Raw genomic sequence first — 23,992 nt, 5'->3', positions numbered from 1 at the left:
GAATAGCGAGTCGCATTTCATTTTAGCATAATGTCTAGTAAACAGGTAGGGTTATTTATAAGATATATTCATCATGCTTTTTCTACATTTTTTGCGCTTTTTATAGAAAAAAATTAGTTTTATAGCTAAATAAATGAAAAAATACCTATTCAAACAGTGGTCGATTGATATAATATAGATAATTATTTGTATCTTTTTACTCAGTACTTTAAGCTTATATACGCAATTATTCATGTCATATTTACAGATAAACCTGTTTAAATAGGATGGATATTGAGAGGGGTCGAATAAATATAGTTCTTTTTACTTAAAATATACATAGAATTGTATATTTAGTTTGTTTTACTTGGAATATTTGCGCAATTATCTATGTCACATTTTGTCACGTCACTAGGGGTCAGTTGGAAAAGGTTGTTTAGCTACTTTTTGATGAAAGAAAGAGTAACTGTTTTTAAGTATGGGAAGGGGTAAGTTTGCATGTTCAGAATCAATCAATTTATTAGCCGTAAAATTATGGTGACGTTCGCTTTACTTATTGTAGCAGTCTGTATTGTACTCAGTCTTTTCTTTTTCTTTATGACTCAAAGAATAATCAATCAAAATGTAGTTCCTCAATTCCGTCAAGTCTTGAATATCGCTATGGATGGTATTATCAAAGGAATGGATAATACACAAGCTATGCAAGCAGCACAAGGCAACAGTGGCGAGATCATGAAGATCGAAACATACTTAGAAACTCAACTTCAAGCCTATCAATTGGATAATCTATATCTACTTCGTATTGAAGAAAATAAAGCCGTTGTAGAAGCTGTAGCGAATAGCTCCAAAAATTTTAAAGACAAGCAAGAAGTTCAACTAAGTGACAATATCAATACTGCAATGTCACAAGGCAAGCTTTTGACAGACTTGTATCAGACCGATGCTGGTTCTACAGTAACTTATTATTATCGTGTACCGGGTAGTTCAGTAATTGTAGCAGCTAGTATGGATGCTAGTTTTGTAAATGGAATTATTTCTAACTTAATTTGGACAACTGTAATTGTAGCGATTGTAGCTCTTGCCGTATGTTTATGGGTCGCTTACAAATTCAGTCGTAAAATCACTCTTCCTCTTGCCCGTCTGGTTCGTCATACTCGTCTAGTCGCAGAAGGTAATCTACAACAAGAGATCAAAATGACAGGAAATGACGAGATTGCTCAATTGGCTCGTGGATTCCGCCTGATGACCGAGAACTTGCGAACAATGGTTCATCAAGTATTGGATAGTTCAGACAAAGTAGCTGTAGGTACAGAAGCATTAACTACACGCTTAAACAAAATGCAACATATGGTGGATCAATCGGTTCAATCTGTAACCAGTATCGAATCGGGTAGTGAAATGATCGCTAATACCACTTCTGAAAATGCACGTGCGATGGAAGAAATCACTACAGGTATTCAGCATATTGCTTCGTCTACCGCTGAAATTTCAGAACAGATCGGTGATGCTTCAGACAGCGCGATTACCGGTAACCAAATGGCACAACAAGCTGTTACACAAATGGGTTCTGTTGAGCAAGCAGTACAGGATACCAAATTATCTGTACAGACATTAATCGACCGTTCTGAATCAATCAGTCAAATTCTAGTAGCAATGAGCGATATCACTAAACAAATCCGCATGCTTTCCCTGAATGCTTCGATTGAAGCCGCTCGTGCAGGCGAACATGGACGCGGATTCGCTGTTGTTGCTCAAGAAGTAGGTAAGCTTGCTGAGCAATCCCGTCACTCTACTTATGAAATCGAAGAAGCGTTAGAATCGATTCGCGAAGAATCTCAAAAATCGACACATTCAATGGATATCGTTAATAACGAAGTCAGATCAGGAACAGAGTTAGTTCAACAAGCAGGCGAAGCTTTCAATCGCTTTGTCGAAATGATGCAAATCGCTAACCAAACTGTTCAATCTGCATCAGCTGCTACTCAAGAAATCTCTGCTGGTTCAGAAGAAGTGAGCGCTTCAGTCGACGAAACTGCCGAAATCACTCACAAATCCCTATCCAACGTCAAAGCCATCGCCAAAAACGCCGAACGTCAATCCGGCGAAATGTTAGCTTATGTAGAGATCATGCGCGAACTCAACAACGAAGCTCTATCTCTACAAAATATCGTGAGCAAATTCAAAATCTAATCCATTTGCCAACCATATACCAAAAAAAACTTATATCCACAAATCCCATCCAGACCAGTATAGCCATCAAGCTATACTGGCCTTTTTTTTCAAATCCACCATCACCCTCATCTTTTCTTTCCCCCTCCACCAAATCCCTATTAACCTCTCTTAATATCCCACCATCTATATCTATATCTATATCCATTCCCTATACTATTTCCCTTTTCATCTTTCTCGCTCACGTTCTTTTCTATTACACCTCCCCACTTCACTCCCCCCACCTATTTTCATCCCCCACTCCCTGTACCACCTTATCTTTTCTGCCCTTCTCCCCCCGGGTTTGAGCATTTTCTCTCCAGCCGATACCCAGCGGAGGGGATCAATTCTTCTGAAAGAGCGAAGCGCTCGCCTTTGTAAAGAAATCCCGACCGCTAAGCGGTTATTCAAAGGGATTCCTTTACAACAGCGACGACAAGAAGAACTGATCCCCGCAGCCTTCTCAGCTCCCAACCCACCCCCCTTTCAATCCCCCTCCCCCTTATATTTTCCTATTGTTTGGTTTACAATAAGAAAGCAGACAATTTACCATACTTTTTGATAAAAATCTGTTAATGATGAGTACAAACGGAGGAAGAATCATGCTTTTTATTGATAATCAGGGAATTCACGATCCAACCATCAATCTGGCAATCGAAGAATTCGTACTTAAACATTTGCCAATGGATGATAGCTACCTGCTTTTTTATATTAATGAACCCTCAATCATTATCGGTAAGCATCAGAACACGATCGAAGAGATTAACGCTGAATATGTAAAAGAAAATCATATTCATGTCGTGCGTCGTCTTTCTGGTGGTGGAGCAGTGTACCATGATCTAGGGAATTTAAGTTTTAGCTTTTTGACCAAAGATGACGGTCAATCGTTCCATAACTTCCGTAAGTTTACTCAACCGGTGGTTGAAGCATTGCACCAATTTGGCGTTAATGCTGAATTGTCTGGACGTAATGATCTTCAAGTCGGTGAACGCAAAATTTCAGGAAATGCACAATTTTCTACACGTGGACGGATGTTCAGCCATGGTACATTGATGTTTGATTCTGAACTGGATAATGTACAATCTGCTCTTAAAGTAAATCCAGAGAAGTTCAAATCCAAAAGTACCAAATCGGTTCGTAGTCGTGTAGCAAATATCACCGAGTTTTTGGAAAAGCCGTTAACGATGGAGCAATTCCGTGACGATATTTTACGCCATATTTTCGGTGTCGAACCTTCCGAAGTGCCTCAATATGTACTGACAGAAGACGATTGGAAAAAAATCCACGAAATCTCTGCCGAACGTTACCGTAACTGGGATTGGAACTATGGTCAATCACCTGAATCCAATATCAAGCATACTCGCAAATTCCCTGTAGGGATTATCGATCTACGTATGGATATCAAAGACGGTCATATTCATGAGATCAAAATCTATGGTGACTTTTTCGGTATAGGCGATGTAGCGGATATTGAAAATAAATTGCGTGGTCAGCGTTATGAAGAAAGTGCAGTACAGACCGCACTTGCTGATACAGATATTAAGCACTATTTTGGTAATATTGAATTAGAGGAATTTGTAGGATTAGTATTTTTGCAAGACTAGAATGAGATAGATAAAAGGAGAGTTACCTACATGTATAAATTAATCGCAATCGATATCGACGATACACTGATCAATGATAATAAAGAAGTAACACCTGCTACACAGACTGCTCTTGAACAAGCTGTAGCCAAAGATGTAGTGGTGACACTCGCTACAGGTCGTGCTTACGCTTCTGCTCAAGCGATCGCTCGTCAAACAGGACTCAATGTACCGATTATTACGTATCAAGGAGCATTGGTTAAAAACTTGATGGATGAAAAAGTATTGTATGAGCGTTATGTACCGATCGAAGCCGCTCGTAAATTATTTGAATATTGCATCGAACACAATTTGCATTTGCAAACCTATATCGATGATAAATTATATGCGCGTGAAGTAAATCAACATTTGATTGATTATGCAACATTGAACGGTACACAGTACCATATCGAACCTGACTTCAACAAATTGATTGAGCAACCTACACCCAAAATGCTGATTATTGATGATCCTGCATTTTTAGATGAATTACAACCTATTTTGCGTGAATTGCTAGGCGACAGTGTTCATATCACCAAGTCCAAACCTCAATTTCTTGAAATTATGCACAAAGAAGGAACCAAAGGGGCTGCACTCACGTTCCTTGCAGATTATTTCAATTGCGATCTAAAAAATGCAATCGCTGTAGGTGATTCTTGGAATGATCATGAAATGTTAGAAGTAGCGGGTCTAGGCGTAGCGATGGGTAATGCGATTCAACCTCTAAAAGATATTGCTGATTACATCTCTGCTAGCAATAATGAAGATGGCGTAAAAGAAGTAATCGAGAAATTTATTTTGAACGCTTAATATATCTTTCATCTGAAAATCGTATGTAACAAACAAGCACCTTGCCAAGGAGTATAGGATCATCTGCATCATTATGTGCTAGATAATCCTATACTCTTCGGAAGGTGCTTTTTTATGCGTTCTGACTCTATTATCTATTTTTCATCTGATCCAATGCTTCTAGATATAACACTTGCAAAAACTTTTTGATACTGACTTTGCTTTTGCCATCGTCTCGCTCTTCATCGATTTCTTTCATTTTGGCACGAATATCTTCAAAGTCGAAATACAGTGGCGCATAATGTTCAAACTTGGGATTACCATAATCGGTTAGCCCTATCGAAGCTAAATGATTCAGCGCTGTTGTCACTGTCCGTCTGATGCGTTGCTCAATCGCTTTGGCTTCTTTATCGACTTCGCGTGGAGTATGCTTGTAACGACTCGCTGCGGCTTCATACAATTGTCGAAGAGGCGGAAATGAACCTGGCTTACCTTGTTGTTCCAAAAGGATCTCCATAATCGCTGTCAAATCACCACATCCTGATTCGCCTACGATCCCTAGATTCATATAAATAGGACGTACCATATCATCGACTGTTCGAGGCTTCACAGATGTAGAAGAAGACGTATGAGGTGATATCTGACTAAGGGTATCCAATTTGGATAAAGATGATTTGAGTTCATTCAAATAATGCTTGATTTCTGTATGCTCACTCACCCGAGACAGTACTGATTCTACTTCTATCCGGTTGATCGGCTTACGAATAAAAAATTCAATCCCGGATTGATAAGCTTCGCCTACCATTTCTTGATTTTCAATCTGCGAGATCATAACGTATTTGCCATGATAGCCCTGACGCTTCAATTGGGTAATCGTTTCTAATCCATCTTGATCCGGCATCAACCAATCGATTAGCACTACATCAGGATGCGTCTCCAAAATAATGCGTGTTCCTTCTTCCCCACCGCGTGCTGTACCAATCACTTCGCCAAGCTGACTTTCTTTGATGATATTTTCAAGCATCGCACGAGTTGCTGGATCATCATCTACAATACAAAAAGATAAAGCCATCTTATTCCCCCTTTTTCAACAATAACGTTGGTAATTTCACTTCAAAGACTGTTTTCCATAGTGATGTATCTGCTTCTTGTAGTTGAATACGTCCTCCTAGCGAAGATACAATATCATGTACATGAGAAAGCCCTATGCCTGTAGCCGCACTTCCACCTTGAGCAAATTTAGTCGTAAATCCAGGTTCAAAAATCAATTCACGTGCTTGTTGCTCTATTCCTTTACCCGAATCATACACAGTTAGTACCGTATCTTGTCCTTGTTCGCATACACTGACCTCAATCGAACCCTTTTCACCCAAAGCTTCGACAGCATTAGATGTCAAATTGTTCAATATCGTGAGCAAAGGAATATATTCAGAAGTACTATAATTCACTTCTAAACGAGCGGTAAATGTTACTTTTTTATCTAACATCGTGGCATATTTACGATTGCCTCGTATTGTATAATCGAGAATTTCGAACAGTGATAATACCGTTTTTGATTGTTGATCAAATAATTTGAGTAAGCCTGCGGCAATACGTTGTGAGTCTTTTTTGACTTCATGTATTTCCTGGGTAATACTCAGTTGTCGTTGACTGTATTCTGTCAGACCTTCTCGCTTCATATCGGCATACAATCGGTAACTACTACTGGTTAGATGCTCTATCGTATCCATCGATTTGCGCAAATAAAATACTTCACCATATAAGCCTGCATTGACAGCTAACATCTGTTCCATTCGCTTTTTCTGTTCACTATGAAGTGCACGAATCTGACTGACAGCGATACTGCTATATAATCCAGTCGTAAAAAATCCACGAATAACAGCGACTAGAAAAATATAGCCCCATGTAGCTGGAATCATAATATCACTACCTGTGAGTCCCCAGCGACAGATCATTTCGACCGTATTGGAGCCAAAGTCGATAAGTGCAGTCACTCCACTTAATAACAGTAGATTCATCTGAGGAAGTCGACTTTGAATAATAAACATTCCGATTGCAAAAGTCATATAGTACAACCCTGCTGAAGTATGCACACGTCCACTTTCTTCGATTGAAAATAAATGAGGTGCCGAAATAAAATCTAACACCATCCGAAATACAACTACAGTCAAAGCAGTAAATACCCCTGTTTTCAAATAAGGCAGACGATTCATCAATAACATTAATAATAGAAAAGCACTACCACCCAGACCAATACGAAACAGATCACCCTGTACCGGATTGATTTTAAATTCCCCAGCTACTGCTGTACCGATTGCTACAGTAAGGATCTGGATTTTTTCATTTTTAAAAAAAGTCGCCATCCGTCCTTCCGCTCCTCTGGAACTGGTTTCTGCTGCGACTTGCTGATTGACTAACGAGTACTTTACCTTTGTCATTAGCTTATAAAAAGTATTTTGAAATTGTTTATATGGTATCATACATTTTCCCTTTCAGGCTGTATACTTTTACAAATTACTTACAAATCTTGATTTCACATACCAAAAACCGGCTTCCCTACGGAAACCGGTGATATAAAGGCACACATAATGATCCATGTTAAGCTGTTTTGGTTTCTAACCGTTTGGAAATTAACGATAGCGCATAATTAATCACAAAATAAATAACAGCGATTAATAATAAGATGGGAATCGGGTAATTTGAATTTTGTCCCATAATAATCTGTGCATTGTGTACCAATTCTGCAAGCGAAATAATAACAGCTAATGACGTATCTTTGAGTAGCGAAATAAACTGACTCACCAATGGTGGAACCATTTTGCGTAGTCCTTGTGGTAACACAATATGCCATAACGTTTGCATTTGCGTAAGCCCTGAAGAACGTGCAGCTTCTACTTGTCCTTTGGGAACTGAAGTTAGACCGGCACGTACAATCTCCGAAATCATCGAAGCTTCAAAAGCAGTTAACGCTACAATCGCTCCAAAGGTGATCGTCATTTTGATACCAATCTCTGGCAAGCCAAACTGTACAAACAAAATAATAAGCAATAATGGCAAATTACGCAAGACTTCTACTATAACCATTAATATTGGTGATAAAATAGGTACTTTAGCGTACCGAATCGTACCGACAATACAGCCGATTACAAAGCTAAGTATAATAGCGATAAAGGCTACAAAAAGTGTTATTTTCAGCCCTTCCATAAGAAAGCGCAAGTTATCCGGTGAATATGCTCCTATGAAATCCATAGATTGCCCTCCTTTGGTTCCTCTGACTCTTACTTTTTATTTCTGTGTTATGAGAAAACGTATCTCAATCGTTATGAATTTTTCGCCCATTTGCGTTCCAATACAGATGCTCCATAACTCATTGGTAAAGTCAGCACAAGATAGAACATCGCTGCAAAAATATAAGTACTGAAGATAACATATGTTTCGCTACTGATTTTGTCTGAAAAATACATCAGATCCAGACCAGCTACGATCGTAAGTACAGAAGAGTTTTTAATCAGATTGATAAATTGATTACTAAGCGGCGGAATAACCAATTTGATCGCTTGTGGCAAAATGACATGAATCATCGTCTGAATATAAGTCATTCCCGCCGAACGAGCTGCTTCAGATTGTCCTTTAGGTACTGATTGAATACCTGCCCGAATCGCTTCTGCTATAAATGCCGACGTATAGACGGTTAAGCCTAATGTACCTGCGGCAAATCCATCTAATTTGACACCGATTGAAGGTAATCCCCAAGAGAAAAACAATACCACGATCAAAATAGGAATATTTCGTATAAATTCAACATAAGCGGTACCGAACCACTGTAATGGCTTTACACCACTAATTCGGAAAATAGCAATAATCGTTCCTAATACAAAGCTACCAATCAATGCCAGTACACTCGCTTTGATCGTATTCAGAAACCCTTCCAAATATAAAGGCAAATAATCGACAAGAATCGAAAAGTCCAACATATATTCTGTACCTCCTTAGCCTGTGTATACATCATCAAACAAAAAGGTAGGCAACGATTGCCTGTTGCCCACCTTCTGTATGTGTTACGAATGATCGCTTCAAGAGATCATGATTTAGGTTGTTGGCTCTTTACCAATCCATTTTTTATAAATTTCATTGTAAGATTTGTCAGCTTTCATATCGGTTAGAGCTTTATTGATCGCTTCAACCAATTTGGTTTCGCCTTTTTTCACAGCGATACCGTAAGGCTCATCTGTAAATGGCTTACCTACTACTTCATAGCCAGGATCTTGCGCAGCCATACCGTACAGAATCGCATCATCTGTTGTTAAAGCATCACCTTTACCTGCTTTGAGTGCGTTGAATGCATCTTGATAATTATCAAATTCCAATACCGTTACACCTGGTACTTTATCTTCAATATTTTTAATCGAAGTTGCACCTTTAGAAGCAAGTACAGTCGTATCTGCAGTTACATCTTCAATTCCTTTGATCGGGCTACCTTTTTTCACTAATAGAGATTGTCCTGCTTGGAAATACACATCCGAGAAGTCTACTTCTTTTTTACGCTCATCTGTAATCGTCATCGTTGCGATAACCATATCAATATCGCCATTGTTAAGCATAGGAATACGTGTTTTGGATGTTACTTCTTTGAACTCTACTTTGCTCGCATCTCCTAAAATACTTTTTGCTAGAGCATGAGCCATATCGATATCGAATCCTTCTACATCACCTGTAGATGGGTTTTTTAGACCGAATAATTTGGTATCATATTTTACACCTACGATTAATTTATCGCGTTCTTTAATTTGATCCAGAAGAGCATTTGAACTTGCTGTGGACGAAGAAGTCGGTTTGCTTACGCTACATGCTCCGAGTACTGTAACAATAGCTACCATACACGCTAACAACATCGCTAATTTTTTAACATTGTATCTTTTTTGATTTTTCATAAGTAAATCCCCTTTTCTATGTGTTATTAGTGAACTATAGAGATTAGATATTAGTGATTTAACAAGCGACTCAAGAACAATTGTGCACGCTCTTCTTTTGGATTAGAGAAGAATTCTTCAGGTGTAGCTTCTTCTACAATTTTGCCTTGATCCATAAAGATCACGCGGTCTGCGACTTCGCGAGCAAATCCCATTTCATGAGTAACGACAACCATAGTCATTCCTTCTCTAGCGAGTGCTTTCATAACATCAAGTACTTCACCGACCATCTCAGGGTCTAATGCAGAAGTCGGTTCATCAAATAACATAATTTCAGGTTTGACAGCAAGACCTCTAGCAATCGCGACACGTTGCTGTTGTCCCCCGGATAATTGAGAAGGGTACGCATTCGCTTTTTCTGCTATACCTACTTTTTCTAAATAATACATAGCTGTCTCTGCCGCTTCTGCTTTGGATACACCTAATGCTTTGATAGGAGCCAGTGTAATATTATCGATTACTTTTTTATGGGGATACAGATTAAAATGTTGGAACACCATCCCAATTTTACGCCGAAGCTTATTGAGATCTGTTTTGCGATCATCTACTCTTACATTGTTGACCGTTAACTGTCCACTACTGGTATCTTCAAGACGATTGATACATCGGAGCATGGTGCTTTTACCAGAACCGGAAGGCCCGAGTACAACAACCACTTCTCCTTGCTTGACATGAAGATTAATTCCAGTCAGCACTTGAAAATCTCCATAGAACTTGTTAACTTCATGGAAGGTAATCATCATATTCCTCCTTAAAATTCCATAAATAGTATATGTTATGTTTCTCTTGTTAGTTATACTTACATTTTATATAATCTTAAGCTACACCTATGTAAAACTACACAATCCTACATTAAATAGTAGTAAATTTCTGTTTTATTCTAAATAATGATCATAAAAATGCAAATAAACCGGTAAACAATCTACCGGTTTATCGTATTTCTCTATATGGTGAATATATTTATTCTTAGTGTTATTCAGATAATAGCGAAGAATAATTGCCTAAATCTACAGTCATGCCTGTGCGAGCGATACTAACACTGGCAGCCAAATTCAAATCTTTACGCAAATCTACTTGATGAGACATATGCGTATAGATCGTTTCAGAAGGAACCACTTCATCTATAAGTTCAGCCGCTTCATACATATCATAGACAGAACGAGTATGATATTCTGCTTCTTCACGAACAAAGCTTGTTCCTAAAATCAATAAATCTAACATATGCATCGGTTTTTTCTGTTCTTCATCAAGTCCAATAGCATCCGAGCAATATACCCAGGCAAACTCATTTTTTTCAAACCGATACGCATAAGAGTATCCGTTATGTCCATGATGTACTTTCCATGGAGTAATACTCCAACCATTCAATTCCATTCCTTGATCATTCGCTATCAATTCAATATAACTACTAATCCATGGAAATTGCTTACCGATCGCATCCAATACTTCTTGTGGAGCAAATAAGCGACCTTTTAATTGTTGCCAGCGACAAGCATCCGCCCATTCTGGCAAACCTCCAATATGATCAAAGTGTGCATGAGTCACAATAACGTCTGTAATATCTGCACGACGATTGATCATTTCCATCTGTGTTCGCCAATCAGGTCCACAATCTAATAAAAAGTCTCCTTCAATACCTTCTACCAGTACAGAAGATCGTAACCTTCGGTTCGTTCCACCACTACGTGCTTCTTCACATACTTCACACTCACAATATACTCTTGGCACGCCCATTGCATCGCCTGTTCCTAAAAATGTTAATCGATCTACTCGTCCGTTCATGTTTATATTCTCTCCTTGAGCGTTGCCATCTAGTATCATTTATTATATCATTTTCTTGTATCTTTCGACATATGAATCGTGACCTTTGGCTTAGTTAAAAAGGTAAGGTATTTAGGTCTTGTTCTGCTTTTACCCACAAAAAAACTTCTTTAAGCGTGAAATGAGCTTCACGTAAAGAAGTTTTTTAATTTTATGCCCAATAACATCTATTTATGTTATTTTATATCCCAGCTAGCACCTGATACCATATTCCACGACTAGAATATAGATTTTTGCGTACTTCACTCCATCCACCCAAATAGTTAATATTAAACAGTCCTTTTGGTGTAGGATACTCACTTACGTGTTTTGCCATCACTTGTTCGTTCACAGGACGGAACCCATGCTTTGCAAATATTTCTTGGGCTTCTGGTGTCCACAAATAAGCAAGAAATGCTTCAGCCACTTTACGTGTTCCATGTTCATCGACATATTTATCGACAACTGCGGCTGGATTTTCGATCAGAATAGTATCGTCAGGTATAACCACTTCGTATTTAGCTCCTTGCGCCATTCGTGCAAGCAATTCATTTTCATACGTTACAATCACATCGCCTACACCATATTCAAATGCCGCCATAGAAGCACGTCCGCTTTTGTCCAATGACTCCACATTTTGATGCACTGCTTGTAGAAAAGCTTTTGCCGCCGCAGGATCTTTTTGACCTTCATCTCGTTCAGATTGCTTGAGACCTGCACCATAGATCGCATTAATATCCCACTGCGCACCACCGGATGTTTTGGGATTAGGGTATAACACTTTTACCCCTGGCTTGGTGAGATCATTAAAGTTATGAATACCGAGAGGATTGCCTTCACGTGTACCTAATACAACGATAGAACGTGTAATCATTGCTTTATGCGGTTCATCTCTCCATGTATCTTTGACCAGTCCAGCTTTTACTAATTTATCAATATCACCTTCTAGTGATAACAAAGTAACATCAGCTTCAAATCCACCTGCAATTGCTCTAGCTTGCGTACCTGAAGCTTCATACGATTCTTGAAATTTTACATTTTGCCCTGTTTTGGCTTTCCATTCTGCTTGAAACTTGGGTAAAATTTCGCCTACAGCATCTTTGGCGACACTGTATGCACCAATCACTAAAGTAATATCTTTGCCATCATTGGACACAGCACTAGCAGAAGCAGTAGCGTCTGTTTCTGTTTGATGACTACAAGCTGACAAGACTACACTCATGATAAGTAGTAAAGCCAGCACTAAACGACTACGGATCATAGACATTCTCAAGCGATTGTTCTTCAAGCCCAATCCCTTCCTTTCCCGCGTTCACAGACCATACTCAGCTTACTTTTGCTGTTAAATAAACATCGATAACGTATCATTTTTCAGGCGGTTTTCAGCAATCCAACTTTCTTGATCATTAAATAGATATGCCCGGTGCACCATCACATGTACAGATTGTCCGATTTCTAATGTTTCCTTTTCCAGTGAACGATAGGTGATCAATGAATTCTGACCCACCTGTACTTCAACCAACCACTGACTGCCCCGGAAATGAAGATGTTTTACTGTACCTTTCTCGGTAGCAGATAATAATGGAAATTCACTGGCATGACCTACTTCAATATATTCAGGGCGAATCAATGCATGAATACCCGGATGAGACTGCTCATGATCGAATCCTTTTAACAGCGATACTTCATCTACAATTGTTGATTCTCCAATAAAGGAAGCAACAAAAGGAGTCGAAGGTTGTTTGTAAATATCCCACGGTGTTCCTTTTTGCTCTAATCGTCCACCATTAATAATCATAATCTCATCAGCTACTTCAATCGCTTCATCTTGATCATGAGTCACAAAGATCGATGTAATACCGACACGTTCAATCAATTCACGAAGCCATGTACGTAATTCTTGCCGAATCTTAGCATCGATCGCAGCAAATGGCTCATCTAGCAATAACAATTGCGGTTCAGGCGCAAGAGCACGCGCAAAAGCTACCCGTTGTCGTTGTCCGCCTGATAACTGATGCGGATAACGATGTTCAAATCCTGCTAATCCTGTGAGTTCTACTAATTCCTGTACACGTTCTTTAATCGCAGACTTTTTCATTTTTTTTACGGTTAGACCAAAAGCGATATTATCGAATACGGTCATATGTTTGAACAACGCATAGTTTTGAAAAACAAAGCCGATCTCGCGTTCTTGTGGAGGTAGTTGATTGACTTTTTGTCCATGAAAAATAATATCGCCACTATCCGGTGATTCTAGTCCAGCTAACATACGCAAAATAGATGTTTTTCCTCCACCACTTGGACCTAATAATCCGATCAGATGACCTTTTTGTACATTGAAGCTAACGTCTTGTACAGCGTGAAATTGTCCAAAATGTTTATCAAGGTTACGAACTTCCAGATGCATACTCAGTGCACTCCCTTTCTCTTCTTGGCGCGTTCCATTAACAATAATAATCCTACAGAAAATACAGCCAACACCAGAGCAACTCCATTAGCAGCAGTGACATTGAAGTTCTCCATATCTTGATACACCAGCGTGGTTGCTGTTTGTGTTTTGTTAATAATATTGCCTGACACTACCAATACTGCTCCAAATTCGCCCAAAGAGCGTGCAACTGTCAAAATCGTACCGTAAATCACAGCCCAGCGAATCGAAGGCCAGGTGACTTTCCAAAACGTTGTCCAACTATACGCGCCTAATGTAGAAGCCGCTTCTTCTTGATCATTCCCTAACTCTTGTAGTACAGGCATAACTTCACGCACCATTAATGGAAATGTAACAAATAGTGTCGCAATAACCATCCCTGGAAAAGCATAAACCACTTTAAATCCAATCTGTTCAAAAAATGTACCAATCACTGTATCTGGCCCTAGCAATAACACAATCATTAATCCGCCGATTACTGGTGAAACTGCATAAGGTAGATCGACAATACTGTTGAACAGTTGTCTTACTCTACGGCTTAGCCATGTTCCCCGTACCAGATAAATGCCCATCATAATCCCAAAGATTCCATTTAAAATAGTCACTACAATAACGATAAGCCCTGTCATCATCAGTGCATGTCTTGCTTCGGGACGACTTAATGCATCAATAAATCCACTGGTTCCTTTATCAAAAGCTCCTGTTGCCAGTACAGCCAAAGGAATCAAAATCAATATGCTAAAAACGATCCATGTGAGCGGAATCCAATATTTTCTCATTAGCGTGCTCTCCTTGTCTGTACTGCATTAATCAGCCAAAGAATAAGAAACGATAATGTTAATAAAATAACCGATACAGCAGCGGCTCCTGCTTCATTATCACTTTCTACTTCACCAAAAATATATACGGAAGCAGTAAGTGTACGTCCTGGAATATTACCAGCTACCAGAACGACAGCTCCAAATTCAGCCAATGCTCTTGAAAAAGCCAGCATAGCTCCACTTACAATACCCGGTGTCATCGATGGTAAGATCACTCGAAAAAAAGTATCTCGTTTGGAAGCTCCTAGTGTATAAGCCGCTTCTTCAGCCGAATGATCGATTTCTTCCAATAATGGCTGTATCGCCCGAATCACAAATGGAAAGGTCACAAATACCATCGCAATAATAATCGCCGGCTGATGAAATACGAACTGAAAGCCTAGCGTATCTGCTAATTTGCCCATCCAACTGTTCGGCCCTAATAAAACGAGAATCATCAATCCGCCTACAGCAGTCGGTAAAGCAAAAGGCAAATCTACAATACTATTTAATAAAGACTTCCCTGCAAAATCATAACGTACCAACACCCATGCAGACATCGTACCGATCAACACATTAATAAGCGTAGCAATCAGCGCTAATTTTAAGGTTAATAGAACAGCTTTCCATGCGATAGGATCACTGATATTCTGTACAAATGCTGCCCAACCTTCTGAAAATGAGTTTACATACACTCCTACAATCGGTAGTACAATCAATAGTAGAAAATACAATAATACGGTAGAGCGAAATCCCCAAGTCCATCCTTTATGACGCAGCAATGTACTATTCACGATATGACTCCTTTGCTTTAACCTTTATTTCCTATTAGTATACTCGGCTTTAAATCTTAGCAATACTTTAGCAAATTGTTATACCTACCGTCAATTAAAAGAGTACTTTTTGTCAAAATGGTTAATAGTGTTAAATGTATTGATATGATAAGCATTTCGTGCAAAATGGGTAATACAGAAGTAGATAGTCACTTATTTTGCGATCTGATTTCAGATCAATTTTCGCAATATTTTGTCTATATATGTAAAATAATAATCGTTGAATATCCAATTTGAAAAAAAGCAGAGAAAGAAGGAATAATGATGCTGTATACATTGCCCATTTCAACGAGTAAACGTGATGCAATGAGAGATATTACGCGTGATGTGTCTTCTTTAATTACGCAAAGCGGAGTACAAGAAGGTATTGTCGTGATCTATTGTCCACATACAACCGCAGGTATAGCGATCAATGAAAATGCTGACCCTGATGTAAAGCATGATGTGATTATGCGGTTGGATGAAGTCTATCCATGGGAACATCCTAAATACCGTCATATGGAAGGCAACACAGCTTCCCATCTAAAATCAATTACGACCGGCCCTTCACAGACCGTTATTATTCAAGAAGGTCGTATGTTACTTGGACGCTGGCAAGGAATTTACTTCTGTGAATTCGATGGTCCTCGCAAGCGTGAATATATGGTCAAAATTATAGCAGGTTAATACAAAAGGCGATCTATCCATATATATATTGTGGATAAATCGCCTTTTGGCATGATACATTGTTACCCCGTCATGTGTGTAGTGTCTATAGCGATACATGAATTTACTATAGGGGATTACCGTTTTGACAAGGGAAAGTCTTAAAGTATGCAGATATAATCCCGCTTGCTTTGAATCAGTGACCTGATTCTTATTTGTATAAGCAATCATTGTATTGTCCCTTCACAGTACACGACATAATGTCTTGACATGGGCAATAACAGCCGGCTTAATTTCATCATATCCAACACGATCTTGAATATAATACGAAATAAAACCATGAATCGATAAAAATAAACTCAATGGCACAGTATTCATTGCTTCAGCCGTATGATTGGATGTGTTCATAGATTGACGGATAATAGAAGCAAATAAATCAAAACATCGTGCTTGTTCTGCACGACAATAACTTAACAGCTCTTCATCTCGTGTCATAAACATAATTTCATACTGATGCGCATTATCCAGCCCGAACCGAATAAATTCGATCAACAAAAGCTCTACTTTGCTCCATTCCCCATGTTCAGGTTTGTCTTTGACTTCTCTAAATAACACACATAGATGATCAAAATCTTCCATCACAATCGCATAAAACAATTCTGCTTTTTCTTTAAAATGATAGTACAACGAACCATGACTATACCCCAAATGTTGACCAATACTACGCATTGAAATTGCCCGATATCCTTTGGTGACGAACAGATGTCTGGCAGCTTCGAGAATTCTTTCTCTGGATAATTCTTGTTCTACCGCTCTTCGTGCCATGATTACGATTCTCCTTCAAGCATTTTGCATAGTCTGATTCAAAATGCAGCTTCGATAAAGTAACGCTGTTCACCTTCAGTGATCACAGATTGTCCCTGCGTAATATCAGTGATCCATGCTTTGAATGCTTCGGCTTCACTTGCAACAGGTAAGCAATTCATAATCACTTTATCGGTAAAATCAGTCTCGGCTGTGCGAATACCGCGATTTCGCAATTCATTTTCTACTTTGCCGAGCCAGGTGTAATCCAATTCTACTGCAACTTCTTGATGAAGTATACGAGTAATTGCTTCCCCTGCTTCAATCGCCGCTACAGCGCCGTCTGTATACGCACGAATCAATCCACCTGCGCCTAACATAATCCCTCCAAAATAACGAGTGACTACAATCGCTACATCTTGAAGTTGCTGATTTTTGATCACCTCCAAAATCGGCTTGCCTGCTGTACCGCTTGGTTCTCCATCATCTGATTGACGTTGTATTTCTGCACGCGAACCAATCAAGTAAGCAGAACAATTATGAGTTGCATTCCAGTGTTGCTTTTTAATTCGTTCTATAAAAGCAATCGCTTCTTCTTCATTTTGTACAGGCATCACATGCCCTAGAAAACGAGATTTTTTGATCACGATTTCTTTGACACCTTCTTGCTTTACTGTACGATACCGTTCAGGCTTATCCATTTTAATCCCCACTTTATTCATTAGACACTGTACTATTCTGCTATGATGCTGGATGTATGTAACGCAGAATAGCGCTTGTGTTTCCAAAGATATAATACACTATATTTAAGTATCAAGAAAGCAGTTCCCTGACATCACTGTCAAAGAACTGCTTTCTCGTATTGATTTATTCTATTTTAACTTAAAGTGACTTATTCGGAAAGTCTTGCTTCAAGTTCTGCTTTTTGTTTTTCAAATCCTGGTTTACCTAGCAATGCAAACATATTCTTTTTGTAAGCTTCTACGCCTTCTTGGTCAAATGGATTTACACCTGACAAGTAACCGCTGATTCCGCAAGCTTTTTCAAAGAAATACACAAGGTATCCGAAAGAATACGGTGTTTGATCTTCGATATTTACAATCAAGTTAGGTACTTGACCATCAGTATGAGCAAGCAATGTACCCTGGAATGCTTTTTTGTTTACAAAATCAAGTGTTTTGCCTGTTAAGAAGTTCAAGCCATCCAAGTCATCTGGATCAGATTCGATCGTAATATGACTAGCTACATTTTCAACTTGTACTACTGTTTCGAAAATGTTACGGCTACCGTCTTGGATAAATTGACCCATAGAGTGCAAGTCTGTTGAGAAATCTACAGCTGCTGGGAAGATACCTTTGAAGTCTTTACCTTCACTTTCGCCGAATAGTTGTTTCCACCATTCAGATACAAAGTGTAACGAAGGCTCATAGTTAACTAGAATTTCGATCGCTTTACCTTTACGGTATAAAGCATTACGCACTGCCGCATATTGGTAGCTTTCATTTTCAGCAACATTAGGATTGCTGTATTCTTTCGCTGCGTCTGCTGCACCTTGCATCATTTCTTCAATATTGATACCTGCTGTAGCGATAGGCAACAATCCTACAGGAGTCAATACAGAGTAACGTCCACCAACATCATCAGGAATCACGAATGTTTCGTAACCTTCTGCATCAGCCAATGTTTTCAAAGCGCCTTTTGCACGGTCAGTTGTTGCATAGATGCGTTTTTTCGCTTCTTCTTTACCATATTTTTTCTCGAGTTCTGCGCGGAAAATACGGAAAGCAATCGCTGGCTCTGTTGTTGTACCTGATTTGGAGATAACATTCACAGAGAAATCTTTACCTTCAATATTTTCAAGCAATTGGTTTACATACGTAGAACTGATGTTGTTACCAGCGAAATAAATTTCAGGCGTTTTGCGTTTGTCTTTAGGTAGTGTGTTATAGAACGAATGAGTTAACATTTCGATCGCTGCACGAGCACCTAAGTACGAACCACCAATACCGATAACGATCAATACTTCGGAATCGCTTTGAATTTTTGCTGCTGCTTTTTGAATGCGAGCAAATTCTTCTTTATCGTAAGCTGTAGGCAAATCAATCCATCCTAAGAAATCAGAACCTGCGCCTGTGCCGTTATGCAATTGTTCGTGAGCCAAACGAATCGGCTCTGCAAAATAATCCACTTCGTGTTGAGCGACAAAAGAAAGAGCGTTACTGTAATCAAATTTAACTGTTTTAGCCATAATATTGTTACCCTCCCAAAATAAATTATGATACGGTCCCATACCCAATGTGCTAGTGAACATGCTACACTAAATGGATAAGTATAGATGTTCTAACTCACTTACGATATGGAGGAAATCAAGCTATGAAAAAAATCGGATTTATTGGCCTTGGCACGATGGGTCTACCTATGGCAGCCAACTTGCTCAAAGCAGGTTATACCTTAACTGTATACAATCGTACAGCATCCAAAGCAGAATCTCTAGTTCAACAAGGAGCCCATCAAGTACATACTCCGCGTGAAGCTGCTACAGATCAAGATATGGTGATCACGATCATTAGTGATGATGCTTCGATTGTTGATGTGTACGAAGGTGAAGATGGTATTTTAAATGCTGTCCAAAACGGATTAACGGTTATGGATTGCAGTACCATTTCTCCATCACTTGTCAAACAACTAGCTACTTCGATTACAGACAAAGGCGGTCAATTTCTAGATGCTCCTGTAACCGGTAGTGAGCCTGCTGCTATTGATGGAACACTTGTATTTATGGTTGGCGGTGACCCACACGTTATTGATGCTCATCAAGATGTATTTGAGACACTAGGTCGCAAAGTCATTCCAATGGGTGCTAACGGTAGCGGTGCAACTGCCAAACTTGCTCATAATACGATCGTAGGTATTCATACGGTTGCTCTTGCGGAAGCTTTTGCTGTAGCAGCCAAAGGCGGGATCGATCCATCGGCATTTTATGAACTGGTACGTATGGGCGCAGCCGGCAGTCGCACAGCTGAACTTAAAGGTCAAAAAATTATCGATGGTGATTACACCAACCAATTTTCATTAGCATTAATGCTCAAAGACCTCAAACTTGCGTCTGTGCTTAACGATACCAACGGTGTACCTTCGCCTATGCTAAATCTGGCAAAAAGTATGTTCCAGATCGGTCAAACCAAAGGATATGGTGATGACGATCTTTCTGTTATCGCTAAATGTTATGAAGAATGGATCGGTCAAACGATCAACGGCAAAGAGCTGTAATCCTATATCCATAGTACAGTATAACGGTATTTCATTGTCTTTCGCATGATGTATCGCACAGGTGATGGATCACTTGATTACGCATGAAAAGGGTAAGTTCTCAGTATAATCTATACTGATGAGCTTGCCTTTTTTGCGATCTACTTTTTGTGCTGACTATATTGCTATTAAGCATAAGAGCAACAATAATCAGTAACCACAGCAATCTCAAGTTTGAACTTGGTATGAGCAGGCACTTCAAATGTTGCCTGTCCTTTAATATCTAACCATTCTTCGGTATCTGGTAACAGGACACGAAGTTCACCGGACAGAATTTCCATCGTTTCGTGTTGATCTGTTCCAAATTCATAAGAGCCCGGTAACATAATCCCTAACGTAATTTTGCTACCATCTGGCAAAATCACAGCACGACTTGTTACTTTGCCTTCATAATAAATATTAGCTTCTTTGATTACTGTAACCTGTTCTAATTGCGTCATAAATTCAGACCGCTCCCCTGCTCATCATTTGAAATACAGACCTAGAAATAGTTATAAAAAGGTGCAGAAATGGCGCTTTGCCAACTTCTGCACCTTTAACAGTACTTTATAATTATTTAGACAATAAACCTTTAACATGTTGAACAACGTTCTCAACAGTAAAGCCATATTCAGCCATTACGCGATCTCCTGGAGCAGAAGCACCGAAAGTTGTAATTCCGATAATTCCACCTTTGTCACCAGTATAACGTTCCCAACCGAAAGTTTGAGCCATTTCGATCGCAAGACGTGGTTTAACATCAGGCAACAATACAGAATCTTTGTAAGCTTGGTCTTGTTGTTCGAACAATTCCCAGCTTGGCATACTGATAACACGTACTTCGATACCTTCAGATGCTAGTGCTTCTTGAGCACGAACAGCCAATTGTACTTCAGAACCTGTTGCAATCAATTGTGCTACTGGTTGTCCCGCTTTAGCATCAGATACCACATAAGCACCTTTTTTGATGTTTTGACGAGAATGTTCTACAGTACCTGGCAAGATCGGCAAGTTTTGACGAGTCAATACAAGCGCGATAGGCCCTTTTTGGTTTTCCATAGCATGAGCCCAAGCAGCAGAAGTTTCGTTACCATCAGCTGGACGAATCACTGTCAAACCTGGAATGATGCGTAGAGAAGCCAATTGCTCGATCGGTTCGTGGGTAGGACCATCTTCACCAACAGCAATACTATCATGAGTCAATACATACGTTACAGGCAAGCCCATAAGAGCAGCCAAACGTACAGCAGGACGCAAGTAATCTGTAAATACGAAGAATGTACCACCAAAGATTTTAACGCCTGTATGAAGAGCAATACCGTTCATTGCCGCAGCCATACCGAATTCACGTACTCCGTAATAGATGTTACGACCAGCATAACTTTGAGGAGTAAAGCTGTCTAGACCATTTAGGTGAGTCATTGTTGAACTCTCAAGGTCAGCAGAACCGCCTGCTAATTGAGGAACACCATTGATTAGACCATTCAAAGCATTACCAGAAGCTACACGAGTAGAAACTGCTTTGTCTTCTGTAGTGTAATGAGGAAGTTCTTTGTCCCATCCTTCGCTTAATTCGCCAGCGATAACTGTTTCGAATTGAGCAGCTAATTCAGGGTTTGCTTTTTTGTACTCAGCAAATTTCTCATTCCATGCATTGTTCGCTTCTACACCACGCTCTTTTACCTTAGCGAAATATTCACGAACTTCGTCTGGTACGTAGAAATCTTCTTCGTATGTCCACTCGTAAGCTGCTTTAGTCAATTTCGCTTCAGCAGAACCTAGTGGAGAACCGTGAGTACCACCGTGACCGCCGATACCTTGTTTGTTCGGGCTACCGTAACCGATCACTGTTTTTACTTCGATCAATGTTGGACGAGAAAGATCAGCTTTTGCTTCTTCCAAAGCAGCCGCAAGTGCAGGAAGATCGTTACCATCTTCTACACGAATCACTTGCCATCCATAAGCTTTATAACGGTCTTCTACATTCTCAGAGAAAGAAAGACCTGCTTTACCATCCAATGTAATATCATTGGAATCGTACATCATGATCAATTTACCTAATTTCATATGACCAGCCATAGAAGCTGCTTCACTAGAAACGCCTTCCATCATATCGCCATCACCACAGATAGCGTATGTGAAGTGATCAACAACATTGAAGTTGCCTTTGTTGTAAGTCGCTGCCAAATGAGCTTCAGCAATCGCCATACCTACAGCCATACCTACACCTTGACCTAGAGGTCCAGTTGTAGCATCAACACCAACAGTATGACCAAACTCAGGGTGACCTGGAGTTTTACTGCCCCATTGACGGAACTGCTTGATTTCGTCCATTTCCAAGCCATAGCCTGAAAGGTGTAGCAAGCTGTACAATAGCATAGAACCATGTCCAGCAGAAAGTACAAAACGGTCACGGTTGATCCAAGTAGGATTAGCCGGGTTATGTGTCATTGTTTTAGCAAATAATTGGTAGCCCATTGGTGCAGAACCCATCGGCATACCAGGATGTCCGGAATTAGCTTTCTCGATAGCATCGATAGAAAGCGTACGGATTGTTGAAATCGCCAGATTGTCCACGTTGGAGTTCTCTGATTTACTTATACTTTGTTCTTGCTCTTGTTTCTTGTCAGTCATGTTAATCCTCCTCATTCTTCTTGGTAAAGCGAGGTGCTTGAGATTCTATTTCATCTGAATATCAGATCTTAGCAAAGTCGCAAATGAAATAAATCCTCTTGAGTCTTTCAATTTGACTTATTAGCCTTCAACCATTGTAACACTTGTTTGAGAAGTTTGCCAGAACGTTATTTAACTTCATCCTTATTTATACCCAAACTGGCTATAACGAAAAGGAAGTTATGCATTTAGTTTTAGAAAAACACGTTTTATTTTATCGTATTTCGTCTGTTATTCCGGCTAGTCTGTTGTTATAGCTGTTAGTAACTATTGTGTGTTATTAACTATTTTCTGTTAGGAACTATTTTTGCTAGTGGTAATAACATACGGATAAGCGATCGCTCAACATAATGTACGTTGCAAAGTACGTTGCAAAAATTATTATTCATTTTATGACATTCAGTCGCGTTGTTAATTTTAAGCGCTAAAGAAATGAGGTTTTCATGATAAAGCAGAATCGGATATGGGTCGTCGAGTTTACGTATGCATTGTTGTTGGGCTTGATTAGCGGGTTTATTTTGGGCTTCTTTTTGAAATGGATTCAATATGCAACTGGTTCATTGGTTTATACACTTTTATTGAATATCGATTTTGTTCCTTTTTTACCGGAACGTTTGCCTGAACCGATTGAATTTGCTTTACATCTTGTGGTGGCGATCATTATTGCCTGGATCTACAGTATATGGATTCGAATTTCTCCGCATCCGTGGAAGTACGGTCTATATATTGGTATTGCCTCTTCTTTTTTATTTATTCCGTTAACATTGATGTCTGATCGAGTGCCAGACATTACCGATATAGTTGCTTACGGGTACTGGTTAGCAGGTCATTTGTTATACGGATTGTCTTTAGGATTACTTGGAACAATATTATTAATACGCCGAAATAGAGCCGAAATAGAAAAGAACAATAAGCTTTAATTCCAGATTTTCTTTTGTGCAGATTAGTGAATACTATGTAGATCATTCCCACTATTTTTTATGTAATTTGATGTAGCAGGATTACATTTATAAATTTTCTTTGGATAGAGCTGTATCTATATTCTCTTTAGCATACTTGATCTGTATTAACACAACATTAACGTAGTAATAAAAAAAGCACGAATGATTTTCTGCTAAATAACAGCAAAAGATCATTCGTGCTTTTTACATAT

The 23,992-nt window shown here is 39.3% G+C and carries 23 protein-coding genes; 6 read left to right on the top strand and 17 right to left on the bottom strand.

Translation table 11 applies throughout. The features are described from left to right. Positions 1-477 precede the first annotated feature (477 nt). Positions 478-2,169 (top strand): methyl-accepting chemotaxis protein, encoded by a 1,692-nt coding sequence (locus tag QE450_RS02905; protein WP_307296754.1) that lies wholly within the window; start codon positions 478-480, stop codon positions 2,167-2,169. On the opposite strand, the gene QE450_RS02900 is transcribed toward QE450_RS02905, so the two are convergent. Next, positions 2,159-2,356, bottom strand: a complete 198-nt coding sequence (locus QE450_RS02900; protein ID WP_307296751.1) for a hypothetical protein — start codon at positions 2,354-2,356, stop codon at positions 2,159-2,161. The two genes, QE450_RS02905 and QE450_RS02900, sit on opposite strands and share 11 nt — an antisense overlap. Before the next feature lie 433 nt (positions 2,357-2,789). Between QE450_RS02900 and lplA the strand changes: the two genes are divergently transcribed. Next, on the top strand, positions 2,790-3,791 hold the full coding sequence (gene lplA / locus QE450_RS02895; RefSeq protein ID WP_274170618.1) for a lipoate--protein ligase: 1,002 nt from the start codon (positions 2,790-2,792) through the stop codon (positions 3,789-3,791). A 30-nt stretch (positions 3,792-3,821) separates the two neighbouring features. Beyond that, positions 3,822-4,619 (top strand): Cof-type HAD-IIB family hydrolase, encoded by a 798-nt coding sequence (locus QE450_RS02890; RefSeq protein WP_273615338.1) that lies wholly within the window; start codon positions 3,822-3,824, stop codon positions 4,617-4,619. A gap of 130 nt (positions 4,620-4,749) precedes the next feature. Here QE450_RS02890 and QE450_RS02885 read toward each other — a convergent pair whose 3' ends face one another. The 11 genes from QE450_RS02885 to cysT form a co-directional block, all read right to left on the bottom strand. Beyond that, entirely contained in the window at positions 4,750-5,670 is a 921-nt protein-coding gene (locus tag QE450_RS02885) for a response regulator (protein ID WP_273615337.1), read from the bottom strand. Between the two features lies 1 nt (position 5,671). Further along, on the bottom strand, positions 5,672-7,078 hold the full coding sequence (locus QE450_RS02880; RefSeq protein WP_307296742.1) for a sensor histidine kinase: 1,407 nt from the start codon (positions 7,076-7,078) through the stop codon (positions 5,672-5,674). 118 nt (positions 7,079-7,196) lie between these two features. Continuing rightward, complete coding sequence (locus QE450_RS02875) at positions 7,197-7,847, bottom strand: amino acid ABC transporter permease (RefSeq protein ID WP_069327184.1); 651 nt, start codon at positions 7,845-7,847, stop codon at positions 7,197-7,199. A gap of 71 nt (positions 7,848-7,918) precedes the next feature. Beyond that, entirely contained in the window at positions 7,919-8,572 is a 654-nt protein-coding gene (locus QE450_RS02870) for an amino acid ABC transporter permease (RefSeq protein ID WP_273615335.1), read from the bottom strand. Positions 8,573-8,686: 114 nt separating this feature from the next. Then, positions 8,687-9,529: a glutamate ABC transporter substrate-binding protein gene (locus QE450_RS02865; protein WP_273615334.1), complete on the bottom strand. Its 843-nt coding sequence runs from the start codon at positions 9,527-9,529 to the stop codon at positions 8,687-8,689. A gap of 50 nt (positions 9,530-9,579) precedes the next feature. Further along, a complete protein-coding gene (locus QE450_RS02860) occupies positions 9,580-10,308 on the bottom strand; it encodes an amino acid ABC transporter ATP-binding protein (RefSeq protein WP_204825180.1) in 729 nt (242 codons plus the stop codon). A 232-nt stretch (positions 10,309-10,540) separates the two neighbouring features. Next, positions 10,541-11,350, bottom strand: a complete 810-nt coding sequence (locus QE450_RS02855; RefSeq protein ID WP_307296732.1) for an MBL fold metallo-hydrolase — start codon at positions 11,348-11,350, stop codon at positions 10,541-10,543. A gap of 220 nt (positions 11,351-11,570) precedes the next feature. After that, complete coding sequence (locus tag QE450_RS02850; protein WP_307302564.1) at positions 11,571-12,635, bottom strand: sulfate ABC transporter substrate-binding protein; 1,065 nt, start codon at positions 12,633-12,635, stop codon at positions 11,571-11,573. Positions 12,636-12,710: 75 nt separating this feature from the next. After that, a complete protein-coding gene (locus tag QE450_RS02845) occupies positions 12,711-13,775 on the bottom strand; it encodes a sulfate/molybdate ABC transporter ATP-binding protein (RefSeq protein WP_273615332.1) in 1,065 nt (354 codons plus the stop codon). Between the two features lie 2 nt (positions 13,776-13,777). Further along, a complete protein-coding gene (locus QE450_RS02840) occupies positions 13,778-14,575 on the bottom strand; it encodes a sulfate ABC transporter permease subunit (protein ID WP_301261613.1) in 798 nt (265 codons plus the stop codon). Next, on the bottom strand, positions 14,575-15,390 hold the full coding sequence (gene cysT / locus QE450_RS02835) for a sulfate ABC transporter permease subunit CysT (RefSeq protein WP_307296726.1): 816 nt from the start codon (positions 15,388-15,390) through the stop codon (positions 14,575-14,577). The genes QE450_RS02840 and cysT overlap by 1 nt, the downstream gene beginning before the upstream one ends. Positions 15,391-15,693: 303 nt before the next feature. Between cysT and QE450_RS02830 the strand changes: the two genes are divergently transcribed. Beyond that, on the top strand, positions 15,694-16,095 hold the full coding sequence (locus tag QE450_RS02830; protein WP_273615329.1) for a secondary thiamine-phosphate synthase enzyme YjbQ: 402 nt from the start codon (positions 15,694-15,696) through the stop codon (positions 16,093-16,095). 222 nt (positions 16,096-16,317) lie between these two features. Here QE450_RS02830 and QE450_RS02825 read toward each other — a convergent pair whose 3' ends face one another. From QE450_RS02825 to QE450_RS02815, 3 genes are all read right to left on the bottom strand, one after another. After that, the gene (locus QE450_RS02825) at positions 16,318-16,899 is read right to left on the bottom strand and encodes a TetR/AcrR family transcriptional regulator (RefSeq protein ID WP_273615328.1); all 582 of its coding nucleotides are present in this window, start codon (positions 16,897-16,899) and stop codon (positions 16,318-16,320) included. 38 nt (positions 16,900-16,937) lie between these two features. Beyond that, a complete protein-coding gene (locus QE450_RS02820) occupies positions 16,938-17,579 on the bottom strand; it encodes a YigZ family protein (protein ID WP_273615327.1) in 642 nt (213 codons plus the stop codon). 191 nt (positions 17,580-17,770) lie between these two features. After that, positions 17,771-19,126, bottom strand: a complete 1,356-nt coding sequence (locus QE450_RS02815; protein WP_069327173.1) for a glucose-6-phosphate isomerase — start codon at positions 19,124-19,126, stop codon at positions 17,771-17,773. A gap of 125 nt (positions 19,127-19,251) precedes the next feature. Here QE450_RS02815 and QE450_RS02810 point away from each other — a divergent pair, with 125 nt between their 5' ends. After that, positions 19,252-20,148 (top strand): NAD(P)-dependent oxidoreductase, encoded by an 897-nt coding sequence (locus QE450_RS02810; RefSeq protein ID WP_273615325.1) that lies wholly within the window; start codon positions 19,252-19,254, stop codon positions 20,146-20,148. Positions 20,149-20,315: 167 nt separating this feature from the next. Here the strand turns inward: QE450_RS02810 and ppnP are convergent, their stop codons facing one another. Together ppnP and tkt are read right to left on the bottom strand one after the other, a co-directional pair. Next, positions 20,316-20,627 (bottom strand): pyrimidine/purine nucleoside phosphorylase, encoded by a 312-nt coding sequence (gene ppnP / locus QE450_RS02805; RefSeq protein WP_204825190.1) that lies wholly within the window; start codon positions 20,625-20,627, stop codon positions 20,316-20,318. 112 nt (positions 20,628-20,739) lie between these two features. Further along, positions 20,740-22,800, bottom strand: coding sequence for a transketolase (tkt, locus tag QE450_RS02800; RefSeq protein WP_301261615.1), 2,061 nt, complete (start codon positions 22,798-22,800; stop codon positions 20,740-20,742). A gap of 482 nt (positions 22,801-23,282) precedes the next feature. Between tkt and QE450_RS02795 the strand changes: the two genes are divergently transcribed. Further along, the gene (locus tag QE450_RS02795; protein WP_307296712.1) at positions 23,283-23,759 is read left to right on the top strand and encodes a hypothetical protein; all 477 of its coding nucleotides are present in this window, start codon (positions 23,283-23,285) and stop codon (positions 23,757-23,759) included. Positions 23,760-23,992 lie beyond the last annotated feature (233 nt).

This window comes from Paenibacillus sp. SORGH_AS_0306 (genome assembly GCF_030819345.1).
GTDB lineage: Bacteria > Bacillota > Bacilli > Paenibacillales > Paenibacillaceae > Saccharibacillus > Saccharibacillus kyungheensis.
This window is presented reverse-complemented; position numbering and strand designations above follow the sequence as displayed.

Coding starts and splice junctions, on each gene's coding strand:
- QE450_RS02830 (WP_273615329.1), top strand. CDS start 15,694: ATGCTGTATACATTGCCCATTTCAACGAGTAAACGTGATGCAATGAGA.
- QE450_RS02890 (WP_273615338.1), top strand. CDS start 3,822: ATGTATAAATTAATCGCAATCGATATCGACGATACACTGATCAATGAT.
- QE450_RS02845 (WP_273615332.1), bottom strand. CDS start 13,775: ATGCATCTGGAAGTTCGTAACCTTGATAAACATTTTGGACAATTTCAC.
- QE450_RS02850 (WP_307302564.1), bottom strand. CDS start 12,635: ATGTCTATGATCCGTAGTCGTTTAGTGCTGGCTTTACTACTTATCATG.
- QE450_RS02885 (WP_273615337.1), bottom strand. CDS start 5,670: ATGGCTTTATCTTTTTGTATTGTAGATGATGATCCAGCAACTCGTGCG.
- QE450_RS02875 (WP_069327184.1), bottom strand. CDS start 7,847: ATGGATTTCATAGGAGCATATTCACCGGATAACTTGCGCTTTCTTATG.
- QE450_RS02860 (WP_204825180.1), bottom strand. CDS start 10,308: ATGATTACCTTCCATGAAGTTAACAAGTTCTATGGAGATTTTCAAGTG.
- tkt (WP_301261615.1), bottom strand. CDS start 22,800: ATGACTGACAAGAAACAAGAGCAAGAACAAAGTATAAGTAAATCAGAG.
- QE450_RS02870 (WP_273615335.1), bottom strand. CDS start 8,572: ATGTTGGACTTTTCGATTCTTGTCGATTATTTGCCTTTATATTTGGAA.
- QE450_RS02825 (WP_273615328.1), bottom strand. CDS start 16,899: ATGGCACGAAGAGCGGTAGAACAAGAATTATCCAGAGAAAGAATTCTC.
- QE450_RS02900 (WP_307296751.1), bottom strand. CDS start 2,356: ATGGATATAGATATAGATATAGATGGTGGGATATTAAGAGAGGTTAAT.
- QE450_RS02880 (WP_307296742.1), bottom strand. CDS start 7,078: ATGATACCATATAAACAATTTCAAAATACTTTTTATAAGCTAATGACA.
- lplA (WP_274170618.1), top strand. CDS start 2,790: ATGCTTTTTATTGATAATCAGGGAATTCACGATCCAACCATCAATCTG.
- QE450_RS02820 (WP_273615327.1), bottom strand. CDS start 17,579: ATGGATAAGCCTGAACGGTATCGTACAGTAAAGCAAGAAGGTGTCAAA.
- QE450_RS02855 (WP_307296732.1), bottom strand. CDS start 11,350: ATGAACGGACGAGTAGATCGATTAACATTTTTAGGAACAGGCGATGCA.
- QE450_RS02810 (WP_273615325.1), top strand. CDS start 19,252: ATGAAAAAAATCGGATTTATTGGCCTTGGCACGATGGGTCTACCTATG.
- ppnP (WP_204825190.1), bottom strand. CDS start 20,627: ATGACGCAATTAGAACAGGTTACAGTAATCAAAGAAGCTAATATTTAT.
- QE450_RS02795 (WP_307296712.1), top strand. CDS start 23,283: ATGATAAAGCAGAATCGGATATGGGTCGTCGAGTTTACGTATGCATTG.
- QE450_RS02840 (WP_301261613.1), bottom strand. CDS start 14,575: ATGAGAAAATATTGGATTCCGCTCACATGGATCGTTTTTAGCATATTG.
- QE450_RS02815 (WP_069327173.1), bottom strand. CDS start 19,126: ATGGCTAAAACAGTTAAATTTGATTACAGTAACGCTCTTTCTTTTGTC.
- QE450_RS02865 (WP_273615334.1), bottom strand. CDS start 9,529: ATGAAAAATCAAAAAAGATACAATGTTAAAAAATTAGCGATGTTGTTA.
- QE450_RS02905 (WP_307296754.1), top strand. CDS start 478: ATGTTCAGAATCAATCAATTTATTAGCCGTAAAATTATGGTGACGTTC.